The organism is Nostocoides veronense (genome assembly GCF_039531185.1).
Taxonomy (GTDB): Bacteria; Actinomycetota; Actinomycetes; order Actinomycetales; family Dermatophilaceae; genus Nostocoides_A; species Nostocoides_A veronense.
Window position 1 is genome coordinate 118,897 of record NZ_BAAAPO010000042.1, and the last position, 15,113, is coordinate 134,009.

Sequence of the window (15,113 nt, forward strand, 5' to 3'; positions counted from 1 at the left end):
TAGGTATCCGCCCGGTTGAGCCCGCGACGGAAGGTGTACGAACCCCAATTGTCGCACGCGATTCGAACGCGCTCGACCGGGCTAAGTAGTGAGACCGCCGACCCCACGCCGACGCCGCATCCGCACATCGGCCGCCGAAAAGGCCGAGTCGACGATGACGCCGATGAGAAGAATGGCGATCATCAGCGCGAGCATGTAACGCGGCTCCCCCAGCTCGCGACTGTTCGCCAGGAAGGCGCCGAGGCTGGGACGGTTGGCGATGGCAACGATAAGTTCACCGGCGAGCAAGGAGCGCCAGGCGAAAGCCCATCCCTGTTTGAGGCCCGAGACGATGCTCGGCAGGGCCGCAGGGAGAATGACGTGGCGATAAAGCGCCAGGCCACGGGCCCCAATATTGCGCCCCGCGCGCACGAGGGTGGTCGGGACATAGTCGACACCGCTGATGACACCGTTGGCGATCGAGGGCACTGCGCCGATGAGGATCACGAACAAAATGGCGGCTTCCGACAACTGAAATAGCAGGATCGCCAGAGGGAACCACGCGATCGACGGCATGGTCTGCAAGCCGGTGATGAGCGAGCCGATCGCGGCCCGGAGAACGCGAAATCGGGCGACCGCCACACCGAGGGCTAGCCCGATGACCGATGCGATGAGGAAGCCGATGATGCCGCGTGTCACGGTCACCCCCGTGGCATGCCAGAAACTGCTCTGGGTCAGCTGGTGGCCGAATTCACCGAAGGCCGACTCCGGACCAGGAAGCACGTAGCGAGGCTTCAATCCCATCCAGGCCACGATCTGCCACAACCCGACGAAGATCGCGATCGCCGCCAGTTTCGGCCATAGCTGCGACCACAGCCGACCCGCGACCGCGGGGCGCTCGAGCGGGGTGTCGAGGGCATCAAGGCCGCGCAATTCGGCCGCGAGGGAGGTATCAATCGCCATGTCGTGCCACTTCCTTGCGCAGGGCGGCGGTGATTTGCGCCGTCGCCTGGCCAACGGTCGGGTCCTCAAAACGCCGTGGCCGGGGCACATCGATGCGGTATTCCTGGACCACGCGGCCAGGACGGCTCGAGAGCAGGATCACCCGATCAGCGAGCCGGACGGCCTCACGCACGTTGTGGGTGACGAAGAGCACGGTCAGGCCACGGGAACGCCATACCGACTCCAACTCGTCGTGCAACAAATCCCGGGTCATCGCGTCCAATGCACCGAAGGGCTCGTCCATGAGCAACACGGGCGCTTCCGTCGCCAAGGTGCGCGCGAGCGCCACGCGCTGGCGCATCCCGCCCGATAGCTCGTGCGGCCGTTTGTCCGCGATATCGCCGAGGTGGACGCTCGCGAGCAGCGCTTGCGCCCGCTCGAGCCGCTCGCCCTTGGGCACTCCGGCCAAGCGCATGGGCAGCGCCACATTGTCGAGAGCGGACAACCACGGCATCAGCGCGTGCTCTTGGAACATCAGCGCCGGATGCCCGACCACCGAGACCGATCCAGAGGTGGCCTGATCCAGATTGGAAATGATGTTGAGCAGGGTGGACTTGCCGCAGCCCGAGGCCCCGACGAAGCAGACGAACTCCCCTCGCGCCACGCGCAGGTCGATTCCGTCCAGAGCGAGAGTGCCGGTGGCGTAGCGCTTCGTCACGCCGCCGAGAACGACGGCCTGCTGTTGGCCCGTGCCTGGCGCTGTGGACAGGTGGAAGGGGTCCTCGTCGTGCACCTGATGCTCGAGAGCGGCTGTCACCGCACCGTCTCCTTCCCGGCAGCGGTGAGGACCTGGTTCAGGATCGCCAGGTCGACCAGCCCGTCGAGGTTGGGCTTGGTCTTAAGGATCCCCACGGCATACGCGTGCTCTGCTCCGGCGGCGAGGGCCGAAGGGACCGGATCGTTTGTGAATTCGAGGTTTTTCCAGGCCGCCGAAATCACGCTCGGGTCCAGCGCCTTCCCGGAGACGGCCTTGATGACCGCACCGACGTCGCTCTGTGCCTTGGTCGCATTTGAGGCGATGAAGGCCTCGGCGTCAAGCTGCCCCTCAAGCAGCGCCTTGACCGAGTCCGGGTGCTTCGTCAAAAAGTCGGGACGAACCGCCAGCACGGTCACAGGGAACTCCCCGCCCGGCCAGAGCGAATGCTCATCGACGAGGACCTTGCCACCAGCCTGGACCAAGCGCGTGGCATAGGGCTCGGGAACCCAGGCTCCCGCGATGAGCTTCTGCGAGAACGAGTCGAGGATCTGCGAGTTGTCCTGGGGGGTGATATTGACATCGCCGCCGCCTTGCAGGTCGGTGGTCAGGCCCTGCTCCTTGAGGTAGAAGCGCAAGGCGACGTCCTGGGTGTTGCCCAGTTGGGGCGTGGCGATCTTCTTGCCCTTGAGTTGCGCGACGGAGGTGATGGACGGATCCACCACCAAGGCCGCGCCACCCGTCGCCGCACCCGACACGATCCGAATCGCCTCACCTTGGGAGTTGATGAAGGCATTCGTCGCCGGCCCGGGACCCACATAGGTCGCGTCGATGGCGCCCGACTTCAGGGCTTCCATGGCAGCCGGACCAGCGTTGAAGGTCGAGATTTTCAGCGTGGAGCCGCCGAGGTGCTTCGCGAAAAGGCCCTCCTTGTCCGCGACGATCGGCACGGCGTGCGTCACGTTCGGGAAGTAGCCGAGCCGCACCTCCGCGGCCGCGGAGGCACCGGAGCCGGCGCTGGAGCCGGCGGATGTCGCGTCGGATGATCCGGAGCACGCAGCCAGCCCAAGGCTGGCAAGAACAAGCAGAGAGGCAGCTGAGCGCCGCGAGAGAGACATAACAAACCTTCGTGTCGTCGTCGATGACCGCGGCCGGAAGCGCGCGGGGCCGACCGTGGGGGCTCTAGACCCCGAGGTCGATTCAAGACTATTCCTAGCTTTTTTGTAGGATTTCAGGAAGGGCCGGGTCCAAATGTCGAGACGGTTGGTGTTCGCGATCGCCGCGACGTCCGCCCGCCCGGGGTGCGCTCAGGTCTAGCGGTTACGCCACGCGTCCGGCTGGTCCGCCAGCGCACTTACGTGCTCGGGCAGTTCACCGGTCATCACGTCGAGCAGCGTCACCTCATCGAGCACCTGGCGGATGCTCGCGCGCAGGGCGACCCAGACAACGGGCAGGTGCCGGGCGTCGCCGTCGTATGCCGCATCTTGCGGCCGCGCCCCCCGCACCTCCGCGAGCGGGCCGTCGACCGCCCGCACGACCGAGCCAAGGGTGATCTCGCTGGCCTGGCCATTTAGCTGATAGCCACCAGAACTTCCGCGCCGCGAGATGACCAGCCCGCCGCGCTTGAGGTCCAACAGGATCGCTTCAAGGAACTTCTTCGGAAGGCCCTGGGCGTTCGCCAGGGATTCCGCCGAGACCGTGGTTGTTCCAGCCAACTGAGCGGACGTGAGCGAGAGGAGTGCCCGGATCGCATACTCCGTGCGAGCCGAGATGTTCACACGCACATCCTGGCACTGCGTGGCCGGTCAACCGACCTAAGGACATGACCACTTGCGCAGGCTCCCTGCAGCGGCATAGGCTCCTCTTAATTCCCTATTAATTCCGTGGGATATACCTTTTAAGGAGAATTAATGCGCAAGCTCATCCTGCTCGGCCTGGTCGGCCTCGCCGCCCAGCTTGTCGACGGAGGGCTCGGGATGGCCTATGGCGTGACCACCTCGACCCTCCTGCTGTTCATCGGGACCAATCCCGCCGCCGCATCCGCCACCGTTCACCTCGCCGAGATCGGCACGACCTTCGTTTCCGGCGCATCGCACTGGAAGTTCGGCAATGTCGACTGGTGGGTGGTCGTCAAGGTCGGCATCCCCGGGGCCGTCGGCGCCTTCCTCGGGGCCACCGCGCTGAGCAATCTGGACGCGGATGTCGCCAAGCCGGTCATGTCCTCGATCTTGCTCGTCCTCGGGCTGTATGTCTTGATTCGCTTCACCTTCAAGGGAATTCGCACCGACCGGATGGGTCAGCGGCTGCGCGCGCGCTTCCTCGCGCCGCTGGGTCTGTTCGCCGGTTTCATCGACGCAACCGGCGGCGGTGGGTGGGGTCCGGTCGGCACTCCGGCCCTGCTGGCGAGCGGGCGGATCGAGCCGCGTCGAGTGATCGGCAGCATCTCGGCGAGTGAATTCCTGGTCACCGTCGCGGCCAGTCTCGGCTTCCTGGTCAGCCTCGGGTCTGAGGGCGTGAAGTTCACCTGGGTGCTCGCCCTGCTCCTCGGCGGCGTCATCGCCGCCCCGATCGCGGCCTGGCTGGCCAAGCATGTTCCGCCGCGGATCCTCGGCTCCGCCGTGGGTGGCCTGATCGTGCTGACCAACACCCGCACCATCCTGCGTTCCGATTGGGTCGACCCGTCCCCGGCGACGATGTGGAGCATCTACGCGCTGATCTGGGCCGGCTGGGCCTTCGCGATCTTCTGGTCGGTCCTGCAACACCGACTGGATGCGACCCAGGGCATCACGACTGAGCAGGAGCGCGAGGCGCTCGCGGGTTCGTCGACGCACTGATCTCGCCGCACCGGGCGGTCATGGGAGAGAACGTGGACATACGCAACGGATCATTTCCGTTGCGTATGTCCATGTTCCGGCAATGGGCGGGAAAGTGCGCCTGCCGTCAGAAGCGTCTGCCGCGCAGCAGGACGGCGGTGGGAGCGGCGAGGACGGCGAGGTCATCGCGGGGGTCGGCGGGCAGGACGAGAAGGTCGGCAGGGGCGCCGTCCTCGATCCCGGGCTTGCCGAGCCACGCCCGCGCGCCCCAGGTCGCGGCATCGAGCACGGCCGTATGCGGCAGCCCCGCCTCCGCGAGCCTCTGGGCCTCCTGCGGGGCTAGCCCGTGGCTCAGAGTGCCACCGGCATCGGTGCCGAGATAGATCGGCACCCCCGCCTCGTATGCCGCGCCAATCGTGGCATTGCGGCGCGCGTGCAGGTCCATCATCCGGTGGTAGTAGTCGGGGAACTTCTCCCGCGCCGGCTCGGCGATGGCTGGGAAGTTGTCGATATTGATCATCGTCGGGACAATCGCGATCCCTTGGGCGGCAAAGGATTCCATCGTCTCGGGCTCCAGCCCGCTGGCGTGTTCGACGCAGTCGATGCCGACAGCCGCGAGGTCATGCAGCACCTCCTGCCCGAAGCAGTGCGCCGTCATCCGGGCACCCTCCTCGTGCGCGGCCGCCAGTGCCGCGGCGACGGCTTCGCGCGGCCAACATGGGGTCAGGTCGCCGGTGTCCCGGTCGATCCAATCCCCCACGATCTTGACCCAGCCGTCGCCACGGCGGGCCTGCTCGCGCACGGCCTCGACCAACTGGTCGGGCTCGACCTCATTGGCGTAATTGCGGATGTAACGGCGGGTTCGGGCAATATGCCGGCCGGCCCGGATGACCACCGGGAGGTCGTCTCGATCATCGATCCACCGCGTGTCGGCGGGTGAGCCCGCATCGCGGATGAGCAGTGTGCCATGGTCGCGATCCCGGAGGATCTGCGCCTCGGCCGTCTCGCGGTCCACCTCGCCGTGGGCGCCCAAGCCGACGTGGCAGTGCGCGTCAACGAGCCCGGGCAGCACCCACCCATCGATGCGCGTCACCTCGCCTGACGTTGGCGGGGTCAGACTGATCCGGCCATCGATGACCCAGATCTCGTCGCGAACCTCATCCGGTCCGACCAGGATCGGGCCCGTCAAGTGCAGCGCTTCCATACCCAGCCACCCTAGGGGTCGGTGGCCCCTGGAGGGCTCCGCTAAGTACGACGTTCGGCGGGCCAGACGCCGCCGAACGTCGTACCCTGCGCGCTACCGCCAGCCGGCATACACAGTGGCGTCGGCCGTCATGACGACGCTGCGCACCCGGGTCGTCAGGGAGGCATCGGCATACCATCCAGTGAAGGTGTAGCCGAGACGCGTGGTGGTGTAGGTCCCGTGCCACACGATCTTGCCGTCGGGGACCGTGACGGGCGCGACTTCCGTGCCGCCGGCGGTGTTGAAGCGCAACTGGCGCTTCACGAGCGTCGCCCGCACCGGGAGTGAGTTCGATCGGATGGCGTCGCTGGTGAGCGAGAGGCTGTAGCTCCCCGGGGCGGTGATCGTCAGCGTTGTTCCCTGAACGCTGAGCCCGGTTCCGGTCGGGACCCACGTGGAGGATGCGAGGTCGACGGGATCGCCATACTGATCCTTCGCCACCAAGGGCAACTGGGTGAGATCAACGGTGGCGGAGCCGCCCTTGGTCAGCGTCACCTTGAGCACCTTCACCGGATCGGTGATGGCGAGCGAGGCCAGTCGACATTTCGGGAGCGCCGTGACGGCGACCCACGGCGAGTAGACGCCGTCCACGACAGCTCGGACATGGAAGGTGCCGCGGGCGGTGAAGGTGATCTTGTTATCGACCATCTGGATTCCGGTCGACGGGAGTTCCTGCGCCTGCCAGGTCACATGGCGGTCGACCTGCAGCCCCGTGAGGTCGCTCGCCACGGCCGTCAGCGACTCGCTGATCGTGAGGGCGGGATCACCGACATAGCCAGTCAGGGAGTCGGTGACCGCGATCGTCCCGGCGAACGGCCTGTAGTTGACGGTCACGGGCACGACGGCCGTGCCGCTCAGATCGCCATTCGTCGTTGCGGGCCCGGACTGGTCGCCATAGGTATAGACGCCATCGTCGATGAGGTATGTGAGGTAGATGGTGCCCGCCGTGGACCCGGCGTTGAGCGTCGTCGTGCCCGTGAACGGATTCGTGCTGAGCTGCGCGACCGGGCTGCTGGGAGCCGGTGTGCCCGTGGAGTCGAGCACAATCCAGTGACCTTGTCGTCGACATCCTGCAGGTCGTCGACCACCAGGACGACTCGGCTCGTGGCGGCTACGCGCTGCAGCAGCTGCCGGACGGCGTCCGCGAGGCGGGTGCGGTCCAGGCCCGGCTGCGAAGGCAGCTGGTGGGGGGCCGGCTTCGGGACGCCGAGCAGGGCGTTCAGGTCGGGGATTCCGTTTGTCAAACGCGCAACCGCCGCCGTGCTCACGAGGCCTCGCAGCAGGTCGATGATCGTGGCATAGGGCATCGATCGGTGGACGGGTGAGCCAGCCGCGGTGACCACCCGCCACCCTCCAGATCGAGCGCCGGCCGCGATGCCAACGAGGGTGGTCGAGGTGCCGAATCCTGATGCAGCGCAGACGAGTACGCAATCGGTGGTGTAGCTCACCAGGTCGCGGACCGCGTCCTCGAGCTGACCCGCGCGCTCGCGATCGGAGCGCCCAGCATCCGGCATCCGAGCTCCTTGCCCCATCGACTTCCGTCGGGGCCATCTTCCTCCGCGCGAGACCTGGCCGAAAGCGTCGCGCGGCGATCCGCCCGAACTACCTCACGACGTCGACACCGAGTTCACCGAGTAGCTCGGTGACACGCGCCTTGATTTCGTCACGGATGGGCCGCACTGCCTCGACCCCCTGACCCGCCGGATCGGTCAGCACCCAGTCGAGAAAACGCTTGCCCGGGAAGTACGGGCAGGTGTCGCCGCAGCCCATCGTGATGACGACATCGGAGGCCTCGACCGCCTCCGTCGTCAGGAGCTTGGGCTGCTCGGCCGAGATGTCGATGCCGTCTTCAAGCATCGCCTGCTGCACCGCCGGATTGATCGACTCCGCCGGTGCCGAGCCCGCCGAGCGCACCTCGACCGCTCCTCCGGAGAGGTGATGGGTGTAGGCCGCGCCCATCTGCGAGCGGCCGGCGTTGTGGACGCAGACGAACAGAACGGACGGGCGGACAGCGGCAGGGGAGGAAGAGGTCATCGGGGCTCCACGGCATACGACGGGACGGGGTGGGGGAATCGCGCGCGGAGCGCGAGCGAGACATAGACGAGAGCCACGAGGACGGGGACCTCGATGAGCGGGCCGACGACGCCGGCGAGGGCCTGGCCGGAGGCGGCACCGAAGGTCGCGATGGCGACGGCGATTGCCAGCTCGAAGTTGTTGCCGGCGGCGGTGAAGGCAAGCGTGGTGGTGCGTTCGTAGGTCAGGCCGAGGGCTTTGCCCAGCGCATAGCCGCCGCCCCACATGATCGCGAAGTAGGCGAGCAGCGGCAGGGCGATCCGCGCGACATCGGAAGGGCGACTCGTGATCTGGTCGCCTTGGAGGGCGAAGAGGATGACGATGGTGAAGAGCAGTCCATAGAGCGCCCATGGCCCGATGCGGGGCAAGAACTTCTCTTCGTATGCCGCTCTCCCCCAACGTCTTTCGCCGATCCTTCGGGAGAGGAAGCCCGCGAGGAGCGGGATGCCGAGGAAGATCAGGACGCTCTTCGCGATCTGCCCAGCGGAAACATCGAGGCCGGACTGCTCCAGCCCGAGCCAGCCGGGCAAGGCCGAGAGGTAGAACCAGCCGAGGGCCGCGAACGCGATGACCTGGAAGATCGAGTTGAGCGCGACGAGGACCGCCGCGGCCTCGCGATCGCCGCAGGCGAGGTCGTTCCAGATAATGACCATGGCGATGCACCGGGCAAGGCCGACGACGATCAGGCCGGTGCGATATGCCGGGAGGTCCGGCAGCAGCAGCCACGCGAGGGCGAACATCAGCGCTGGCCCGACGATCCAGTTGAGGGCGAGGCTCGCGATCAGCAGGCGCCGGTCGCCGGTGACGGTGTCGAGCCGGTCATAGCGAACCTTGGCCAGAACGGGATACATCATCACCAGCAGCCCGAGGGCGATGGGGAGCGAGATGCCGTCGACCTCGACCGACGACAGCGCGTCGCCGAGGCCAGGCACCAGGCGACCGACGAGCAACCCAGCCACCATGGCAAGGATGATCCACGCGGGCAGCCAACGGTCGAGGGTGGAGAGTTTGGCGGCGACAGTCTCGTGCCGGGTGTGCGTCGCGGTCACGATGCCTGCGGCTTGTCGGCGCGGATGAAGGCACTGGCGAAGGCGCCCTCGAGGGCAGCGACCGCGTCGTCGAGGCTCATGCCGTCCGGCAGGTGTGAGGCGTCGAGCATCTCGCCCATCGCGTCCAGGGCGTCGCGGTCATACTCTCGCGTGATCTCGATGCCCGCGCTCACGAACCCCGCCGCGCCGAGCTTGGCGAGATAGTCGCCATCGCGCAGCGAGCCCGAAATGCACCCCGTCCACAGCGCCACGACGCCGCGCAGGCTGTCGGGGATCTCGCGGAGCAGAACGATGTCCGAGACGGCGAAGCGGCCGCCCGGACGCAGGACGCGGAAGGCTTCGCGCAGCACAGCGTCCTTGTCGGCGCTGAGGTTGATGACGCAATTGGAGATGACGACATCGACGCTGGCATCAGGCATGGGCACCTGCTCGATCGTTCCCAGCCGGAAGCACGCGTTCTGGATGCCCGCCTCGAGCCGGTTCTTCTCCGCGAGGTCCAGCATCTCCGGCGTCATATCCAGGCCGTATGCCGTGCCGTCCGGCCCGACGCGGCGGGCCGAAAGCAGCACGTCCAGCCCGCCGCCGGAGCCGAGGTCGAGGACATCTTCTCCGGGAGAGAGTTCCGCCAGCGCGGTCGGGTTGCCGCAGCCGAGCGAGGCGGCGAGGGCGGCGTCGAAGGGGGTGTCGGCCTCGTCATACAGACCGCCGCTGATCGGATCGATGGGCTGGGTCTTCGGGCCCTCGCCGCAGCAGGAGGCCGGCCCGGTCGAGCAACAGCCCGGGGACTGCTCCTCCAGCGCGAGGCGGGCCGACGCGGCATACCGCTCCTGCACCGCCGCCCGGACCTGAACGTCGTCGAGGTGGTCCACGACAGCTCCTTGTCTCGATGAATGTCGAATCACCGTCAACCTTCGCGCTTGATTCGATATCTGTCAAGATAGGTTCATGGCGATCAGCGCGACACCAACCCAGGAGGCGTGCTGCGCGCTCGGGATTCGGCCGATCGACGCCGACCAGGCGGCCGACTTGGCCCGGATGTTCAAGGCCCTCGGCGATCCCGTTCGCCTGCAGATGGCCTCGATGATCGCGGCAGCGCCGGAGGTCTGCGTCTGTGAGATCACCCCGGCCTTTGACCTGTCGTCGGCAACGATCTCGCATCACCTGAAGACCCTGCGCGAAGCCGGGCTGATCGACGGTGAACGGCGCGGGACCTTTGTGTATTACCGGCTGCGCCCCGCAGCCTTCGCTGCCCTGTCCGCCCTCCTCGGCACACGCTAAGTACGACGTTTGGCGGGCCAGAACCCGCCGAACGTCGTACTTAGCCTTGGGTCCGGCGACCTGGGGGTGGGGGGCGGACGTCAGGCGCGCAGCAGCCGGGAGAGGGTCTCGATGACGACGGCTGGGGCGTCGGTGTGCACCCAGTGCGCGGCACCCTTGACCGCCACCTTGCGCACCTGCGGGAAGAGCGCGCGCATCGGCTCGCTGTCGGCGGCACGGACATACTCCGAATCCGCCCCGACGAGCCAGACGACGGGCTTGTCGAAGGGCACGATGTCGTCGGGGAGCGGGAAGTCCGCGATCTGCGAGTCAGCTCCGCGCGCGGCGTCGCGCGCCACAATGTCGAGGTTGACCTGCCAGTGCCAGCGGTCGCCGTCCCGCCGCAGATTCTGTAGCAAGAAAGCCTTGACCCCCGGATCGCTCTCCTCGAAACACTCCTCCGCGTCCGCGCGAGTCGTCAACTCCCCCAACGGAAGTCGCTGCATCGCCTCGATATAGCCGGTGAAGCGGTGCAGGTTGCCATAACTCTTCGGCGCGATATCGACGACGCACAATTTGTCGATGAGCTCGGGGTGCTGCAATGCCGTGAGCATCGCGGTTTTGCCGCCGAGTGAGTGTCCGACGAGGGTCCAGGTCTCTCCCGGCGCGGCGTCGGCGAGGGTGGCGGCGACGGCATCGGCATATGCGGCATACGAGAAACCCTCGGGACTCCACGGCGAGCGGCCGTGGTCCGGCAGATCGATCAGCAACGCCCGCGCCTGGTCGAGCCTCGGCCCGGCGAGCGCCTTGGCGATCGTCGACCAGTTGCGCCCCTGCCCGAAGAGACCGTGCAGGAAGGCGATCCGCGGCCCAGCGTGCCCGACCTGGAGGGTATGAAGTCCGGTCCCGCTCACTGCCCGAGGAACTTCTCGAAGCCCTTGGGCAGTTTGCTGGGGTCCAGTGAGGCGTAAGGGTCCTTGGGATCGGTCAGGCCCCCGCCGAAAGAACTGCCCGGCGCCGGGCGCGCCGCAGCGGCCGATGCTGCCGCCCGCTCCTGCTCGGCGCGCTTGGCCGGATTCCCGGACTTGCCCTTCTTGCGCTGGGGGGCCGCCTGGCGGCCGCGCTTGCCGGCGCCCGGCAGGCCCGGCATCCCGGGGATTCCGCCGCCCTTGGCCAGCGACTTCATCATCTTCTGGGCCTCGCCGAAGCGCTTGACCAAGTCGTTGACCTCGGCAACCGTATGCCCGGAACCCGCGGCGATGCGGGCCCGGCGCGAGCCATTGATCTGCTTGGGGTGGTTGCGCTCAAAGGGCGTCATCGATCGGATCATCGCCTCGATCCGGTCGAACTCGCGCTCATCGAGCGCATCGAGCTGGTCGCGGATCTCGTTCATGCCCGGCATCATTTTCAGCATCGACTTCAGCGAGCCCATGCGCTTGATCGCGGCCATCTGGCCGAGGAAGTCGTCGAAGGTGAAGTCCTCGGCGGCGAGGAACTTGCGCTCCATCTCGGCGGCCTGCGCCTTGTCGAAGGCGCGCTCGGCCTGCTCGATCAGGGTGAGCAGGTCGCCCATGTCGAGGATGCGCGAGGCCATCCGGTCGGGGTGGAAGATCTCGAAGTCCTTCACACCCTCGCCGGTGGAGGCGAACATAATCGGCCGGCCGGTGATCTTCGCGACCGACAGGGCCGCACCACCGCGGGCGTCGCCATCGAGTTTGGTCAGCACGACACCGGAGAAGTCGATGCCCTCTTGGAAGGCGTGCGCGGTCTCGACCGCGGCCTGGCCGATCATCGCGTCGATGACGAAGAGCGTTTCGTCCGGCTCGATGGCGTCCTTGATGTCCGCCGCCTGCTGCATCAATTCTTCATCGACGGCGAGCCGGCCGGCGGTGTCGACGATGACGACGTTGTAGAGCTTGGAGATCGCGTGCTGGATGCCGTCCTCCGCGACCTCCACCGGATCGCCATACGAGCGGGTGCCCTCCCCCGTCGGCCCGACGGCATCGTGCCCGCCGACATTGCCGCGCTCCGGCGCGAAGACCGGGACCCCGGCGCGCTGACCGACGACCTCGAGCTGGGTGACGGCATTGGGCCGCTGCAGGTCGGCGGCAACGAGCAGCGGGGTGTCGCCCTGGTCCTTGAACCATTTGGCGAGCTTGCCGGCCAGCGTGGTCTTGCCCGAGCCTTGGAGGCCGGCGAGCATGATGACGGTCGGAGCGGTCTTCGCCAGCCGCAGCGGGCGAGTGTGCTGCCCGAGGATTTCAACGAGTTCCTCGTTGACGATCTTGATGATCTGCTGCGCCGGGTTCAGCGCCTGCGACACCTCGGCGCCGAGCGCCCGCTCCCGCACCGCGGCCGTGAAGTCCTTGACAACCGGCAGCGCGACATCGGCCTCGAGCAGCGCCAGGCGAATGTCGCGAACGGTCTTGTTGACATCGGATTCGCTGAGCTTGCCCTTGCCGCGAAGGTTCTTGAAGGTCGCGGTCAGGCGATCAGAGAGCGAGGTGAACACCGGATAAGCCTAATGCGGCCCCGCCAGGAACCCAGCCGCTCGTGCGCATGGCCGGCGAACTTGAGCCCGGGAAAGTTGAGGTTCGGTAGCCCAAGAAAGTCGGGTGAACCTCACCTTTGTGGCATCCGGAGAGAAATGGGTGACTCGCCTCAGGTCCCGTCGCAGGTGTCGATGACGGCGGCCACGGTGGCGGCCACCTGGGCCGGCGAGAGCGGGCGGTCGCCGAATTGCGTCAGGTAGAAGGTGTCGAGGGTCTGGCCGGCGTGGGTGGCGATGTGCGCCGAGCGCACCGAGAGACCGGCGCTCGCGAAGCATCTCCCGAGGTCGCCCAGCAGGCCCAGCCGGTCTCGCGCCCGCACCTCCAGGACCGTGGCCCCCGCCGCGGCGCCGGGTATGACGAAGGCGCGCGTCGGCATCCCGTCCGCCACCGCGCGATGGGAACCGCTGGCGAAGGTCCGCCGCCGCTCCAGGGACGCGAGCGGCGAGCGGTCGCCCAGCGCGAGCGCACTCAACCCGCGCTGGATGCGCTCGGCGCTGGGCGGATCGCCGGCGGGGGCCTCGACGAGCCAGGTATCGATGGCCACGCCGGAGACTGTCCGCAGGCCGGCCGACCGCACCGTGAGTCCGGCGGCGGCGAGCACGCCCGCGGTGTCGGCGAACAGACCCAACCGGTCGCGATCGAGGACGCGGATCGTGAAGCCGCCGTCGGCCGCCGTCACCGTGACCTGCGGCTCCCCGCCCGCGACCGCGCTCAGCACATCGGGTGCCAGCTCCTCCTCGGCCGCTGCCGGGCTGGGGAGCGCTTGAGGACGCTGCTGTTCCAGTACTGCGGTGCACAGCATCTGCAGCAGGCCCGCTCGCCAGTCGGTCCACGCCTTAGGCCCTGCGGCCTTGGCGTCGGCGATGGTCAAGGCCCGGAGCAACTCGAAGGTGTCGCGCTTGTCTCCGGCCGCCTCCCAGGCGGCCGCGATGGTCGCCGGATCGTCGACATCGCGCCTCGTCGCGAGTTCGATGAGGGTCAGGTGCTCGGCGACCAGCCGGGTCACGACGGCCACATCGGCGGCATCGAATCCGATCCGCTTCAGAATCTCCCGGGCGATTGCCGCGCCGGTATGACTGTGGTCCTGGGCGCCGGCGATCTTGCCGATGTCATGCAGCAGAGCCGCCAGCAGCAATAGGTCCGGCCGCGCGACCTCGCGCACCAGGCCGCCGGCCTCGACGACGGTCTCGATCAGGTGCCGGTCGACCGTATGCCGATGCACCGGATTGCGCTGCGGACGCGAGTCCACCGCCGCCCACTCGGGCAGCCACCGCTGCACCAGTCCGACCTGCGTCAGCCCCTCCCACACCGGCTCCAGCCCGGCACCCGTCGCCAAGAGGTCCGCGAAGAGATCCCTCGCCAGGGGTGGCCTGGGGGTCGGCAGGTCCGGCAAGGCGGCCAGGTTGGTCAGCGTCGCGGGTGCCAACGGAAGCCCCGCACGGGCCGCGACGACCGCTGCGCGCAGGGGCCAGATGGCGTCCTGGGGCGGCGTGCCGCCGAGCACCGCTTCGCCATCGTGCTCAAAGACGCCATAGCCCAGCGAAACCAGGTGCGCGCGGCGTGGCCCAACCCGCAGCACGCGAGCACGTTGGCTCTGCCCTGCGCGGCGCATCGTCGAATCGAGCGCATAGGCCAGCGTCCGGGCGCTGCGGCTGACCGTCGTCAACAGCGCATCGGCGTCCGGGAAGCCGAGGAGCGCCGCCACCGCGTCGTGATCCTCGCGCCCCAACCGGTCGCGGCCCCGGCCAGTGACGATCTGGAGGGCGTCACGGACATCGAGCAGGGCGTCATACGCCTCATCCACCGGGCCATGTGGCCGATCCGCGAGCCAGGCGGCGGCGAGCGCGCGCAGGACAGTCATATCCCGCAGTCCGCCGCGCGCCTCTTTCAGGTCCGGCTCGATGGACTGCGCGAGGTCGCCATGACGGATATGCCGTTCGGCCAGCGCCTCGCTCAACTGCGGCAGCCGTTTGCGGGCGTTGGCCCGCCAGTCGTGCGCGACTGTTGAACGCACCGCCGCGACGAGTTGCAGGTCGCCCGCGATGGGAGCGATATCGAGCAGACCGACGGCGGCGGCCAGGTCGCCGCCGGCGACTTCTCGGCACTGCCCAAGCGTGCGGACACTGTGATCGAGACGCACCTTGGCATCCCAGATCGGGTACCAGATCCGGTCGGCCAGCGCGGCCAGGTCCCGCTCTGGCAGCGCCCGTCCGTCGTGCAGCAGCACCAGGTCGAGATCGCTGAGCGGCCCGGCATCGCGGCGACCCAAGGACCCGACCGCGGCCAGGGCAACCCCTTGAGTCGCGCGGCCGCCCGTCGCCGCCTGCCAGGCCTGCGCCAGCCAGTCGCCGGTGTATGCCGCGATGGCCTCCCGGCGTGCCGGACCGGCACCCGGCGCGGTGAACGCGCGGGTGCCGGCCAGGTCGAGTCGGGTCTTGAGCAGGGCCATCG

Annotated in this window: 14 protein-coding genes and 1 pseudogene; 2 read left to right on the forward strand and 13 right to left on the reverse strand. The window is 67.9% G+C overall.

What is annotated here, in order from left to right:
• Positions 1-81: 81 nt before the first annotated feature.
• From ABD225_RS13540 to ABD225_RS13555, 4 genes are all read right to left on the reverse strand, one after another.
• Positions 82-942, reverse strand: coding sequence for an ABC transporter permease (locus ABD225_RS13540; RefSeq protein WP_344086352.1), 861 nt, complete (start codon positions 940-942; stop codon positions 82-84).
• A complete protein-coding gene (locus ABD225_RS13545) occupies positions 932-1,690 on the reverse strand; it encodes an ABC transporter ATP-binding protein (protein ID WP_425564447.1) in 759 nt (252 codons plus the stop codon). The genes ABD225_RS13540 and ABD225_RS13545 overlap by 11 nt, the downstream gene beginning before the upstream one ends.
• A gap of 44 nt (positions 1,691-1,734) precedes the next feature.
• A complete protein-coding gene (locus ABD225_RS13550; protein ID WP_344086355.1) occupies positions 1,735-2,793 on the reverse strand; it encodes an ABC transporter substrate-binding protein in 1,059 nt (352 codons plus the stop codon).
• A 195-nt stretch (positions 2,794-2,988) separates the two neighbouring features.
• Positions 2,989-3,453, reverse strand: a complete 465-nt coding sequence (locus ABD225_RS13555; protein ID WP_344086358.1) for an RrF2 family transcriptional regulator — start codon at positions 3,451-3,453, stop codon at positions 2,989-2,991.
• A gap of 132 nt (positions 3,454-3,585) precedes the next feature.
• Between ABD225_RS13555 and ABD225_RS13560 the strand changes: the two genes are divergently transcribed.
• Complete coding sequence (locus ABD225_RS13560) at positions 3,586-4,509, forward strand: sulfite exporter TauE/SafE family protein (RefSeq protein WP_344086361.1); 924 nt, start codon at positions 3,586-3,588, stop codon at positions 4,507-4,509.
• A gap of 106 nt (positions 4,510-4,615) precedes the next feature.
• Here the strand turns inward: ABD225_RS13560 and ABD225_RS13565 are convergent, their stop codons facing one another.
• The 6 genes and pseudogenes from ABD225_RS13565 to arsM form a co-directional block, all read right to left on the reverse strand.
• Complete coding sequence (locus ABD225_RS13565) at positions 4,616-5,698, reverse strand: amidohydrolase family protein (RefSeq protein ID WP_425564448.1); 1,083 nt, start codon at positions 5,696-5,698, stop codon at positions 4,616-4,618.
• An 87-nt stretch (positions 5,699-5,785) separates the two neighbouring features.
• Positions 5,786-6,775: an InlB B-repeat-containing protein gene (locus tag ABD225_RS13570; RefSeq protein WP_344086367.1), complete on the reverse strand. Its 990-nt coding sequence runs from the start codon at positions 6,773-6,775 to the stop codon at positions 5,786-5,788.
• Positions 6,776-6,798: 23 nt separating this feature from the next.
• A pseudogene (locus ABD225_RS18750) lies at positions 6,799-7,263 on the reverse strand (AAA family ATPase); the annotation flags it as partial.
• 70 nt (positions 7,264-7,333) lie between these two features.
• Positions 7,334-7,765 (reverse strand): arsenate reductase ArsC, encoded by a 432-nt coding sequence (locus ABD225_RS13575; protein WP_344086370.1) that lies wholly within the window; start codon positions 7,763-7,765, stop codon positions 7,334-7,336.
• A complete protein-coding gene (gene arsB / locus ABD225_RS13580; RefSeq protein WP_344086373.1) occupies positions 7,762-8,853 on the reverse strand; it encodes an ACR3 family arsenite efflux transporter in 1,092 nt (363 codons plus the stop codon). Before arsB ends, ABD225_RS13575 begins: the two co-directional genes overlap by 4 nt.
• On the reverse strand, positions 8,850-9,722 hold the full coding sequence (gene arsM, locus ABD225_RS13585; protein ID WP_344086375.1) for an arsenite methyltransferase: 873 nt from the start codon (positions 9,720-9,722) through the stop codon (positions 8,850-8,852). The genes arsB and arsM overlap by 4 nt, the downstream gene beginning before the upstream one ends.
• Positions 9,723-9,798: 76 nt before the next feature.
• Between arsM and ABD225_RS13590 the strand changes: the two genes are divergently transcribed.
• Positions 9,799-10,131, forward strand: coding sequence for an ArsR/SmtB family transcription factor (locus ABD225_RS13590; protein ID WP_344086379.1), 333 nt, complete (start codon positions 9,799-9,801; stop codon positions 10,129-10,131).
• 80 nt (positions 10,132-10,211) lie between these two features.
• On the opposite strand, the gene ABD225_RS13595 is transcribed toward ABD225_RS13590, so the two are convergent.
• The 3 genes from ABD225_RS13595 to ABD225_RS13605 all read right to left on the reverse strand — a co-directional run bounded on the left by ABD225_RS13595 (position 10,212) and on the right by ABD225_RS13605 (position 15,111).
• Complete coding sequence (locus ABD225_RS13595; RefSeq protein WP_344086382.1) at positions 10,212-11,024, reverse strand: alpha/beta hydrolase; 813 nt, start codon at positions 11,022-11,024, stop codon at positions 10,212-10,214.
• The gene (gene ffh, locus ABD225_RS13600) at positions 11,021-12,622 is read right to left on the reverse strand and encodes a signal recognition particle protein (protein WP_344086385.1); all 1,602 of its coding nucleotides are present in this window, start codon (positions 12,620-12,622) and stop codon (positions 11,021-11,023) included. The genes ABD225_RS13595 and ffh overlap by 4 nt, the downstream gene beginning before the upstream one ends.
• Positions 12,623-12,771: 149 nt before the next feature.
• Positions 12,772-15,111, reverse strand: coding sequence for a [protein-PII] uridylyltransferase (locus tag ABD225_RS13605; RefSeq protein ID WP_344086388.1), 2,340 nt, complete (start codon positions 15,109-15,111; stop codon positions 12,772-12,774).
• Positions 15,112-15,113: the final 2 nt, after the last annotated feature.

Coding starts and splice junctions, on each gene's coding strand:
- ABD225_RS13540 (WP_344086352.1), bottom strand. CDS start 942: ATGGCGATTGATACCTCCCTCGCGGCCGAATTGCGCGGCCTTGATGCC.
- ABD225_RS13550 (WP_344086355.1), bottom strand. CDS start 2,793: ATGTCTCTCTCGCGGCGCTCAGCTGCCTCTCTGCTTGTTCTTGCCAGC.
- ABD225_RS13560 (WP_344086361.1), top strand. CDS start 3,586: ATGCGCAAGCTCATCCTGCTCGGCCTGGTCGGCCTCGCCGCCCAGCTT.
- ABD225_RS13575 (WP_344086370.1), bottom strand. CDS start 7,765: ATGACCTCTTCCTCCCCTGCCGCTGTCCGCCCGTCCGTTCTGTTCGTC.
- ABD225_RS13590 (WP_344086379.1), top strand. CDS start 9,799: ATGGCGATCAGCGCGACACCAACCCAGGAGGCGTGCTGCGCGCTCGGG.
- ABD225_RS13605 (WP_344086388.1), bottom strand. CDS start 15,111: ATGGCCCTGCTCAAGACCCGACTCGACCTGGCCGGCACCCGCGCGTTC.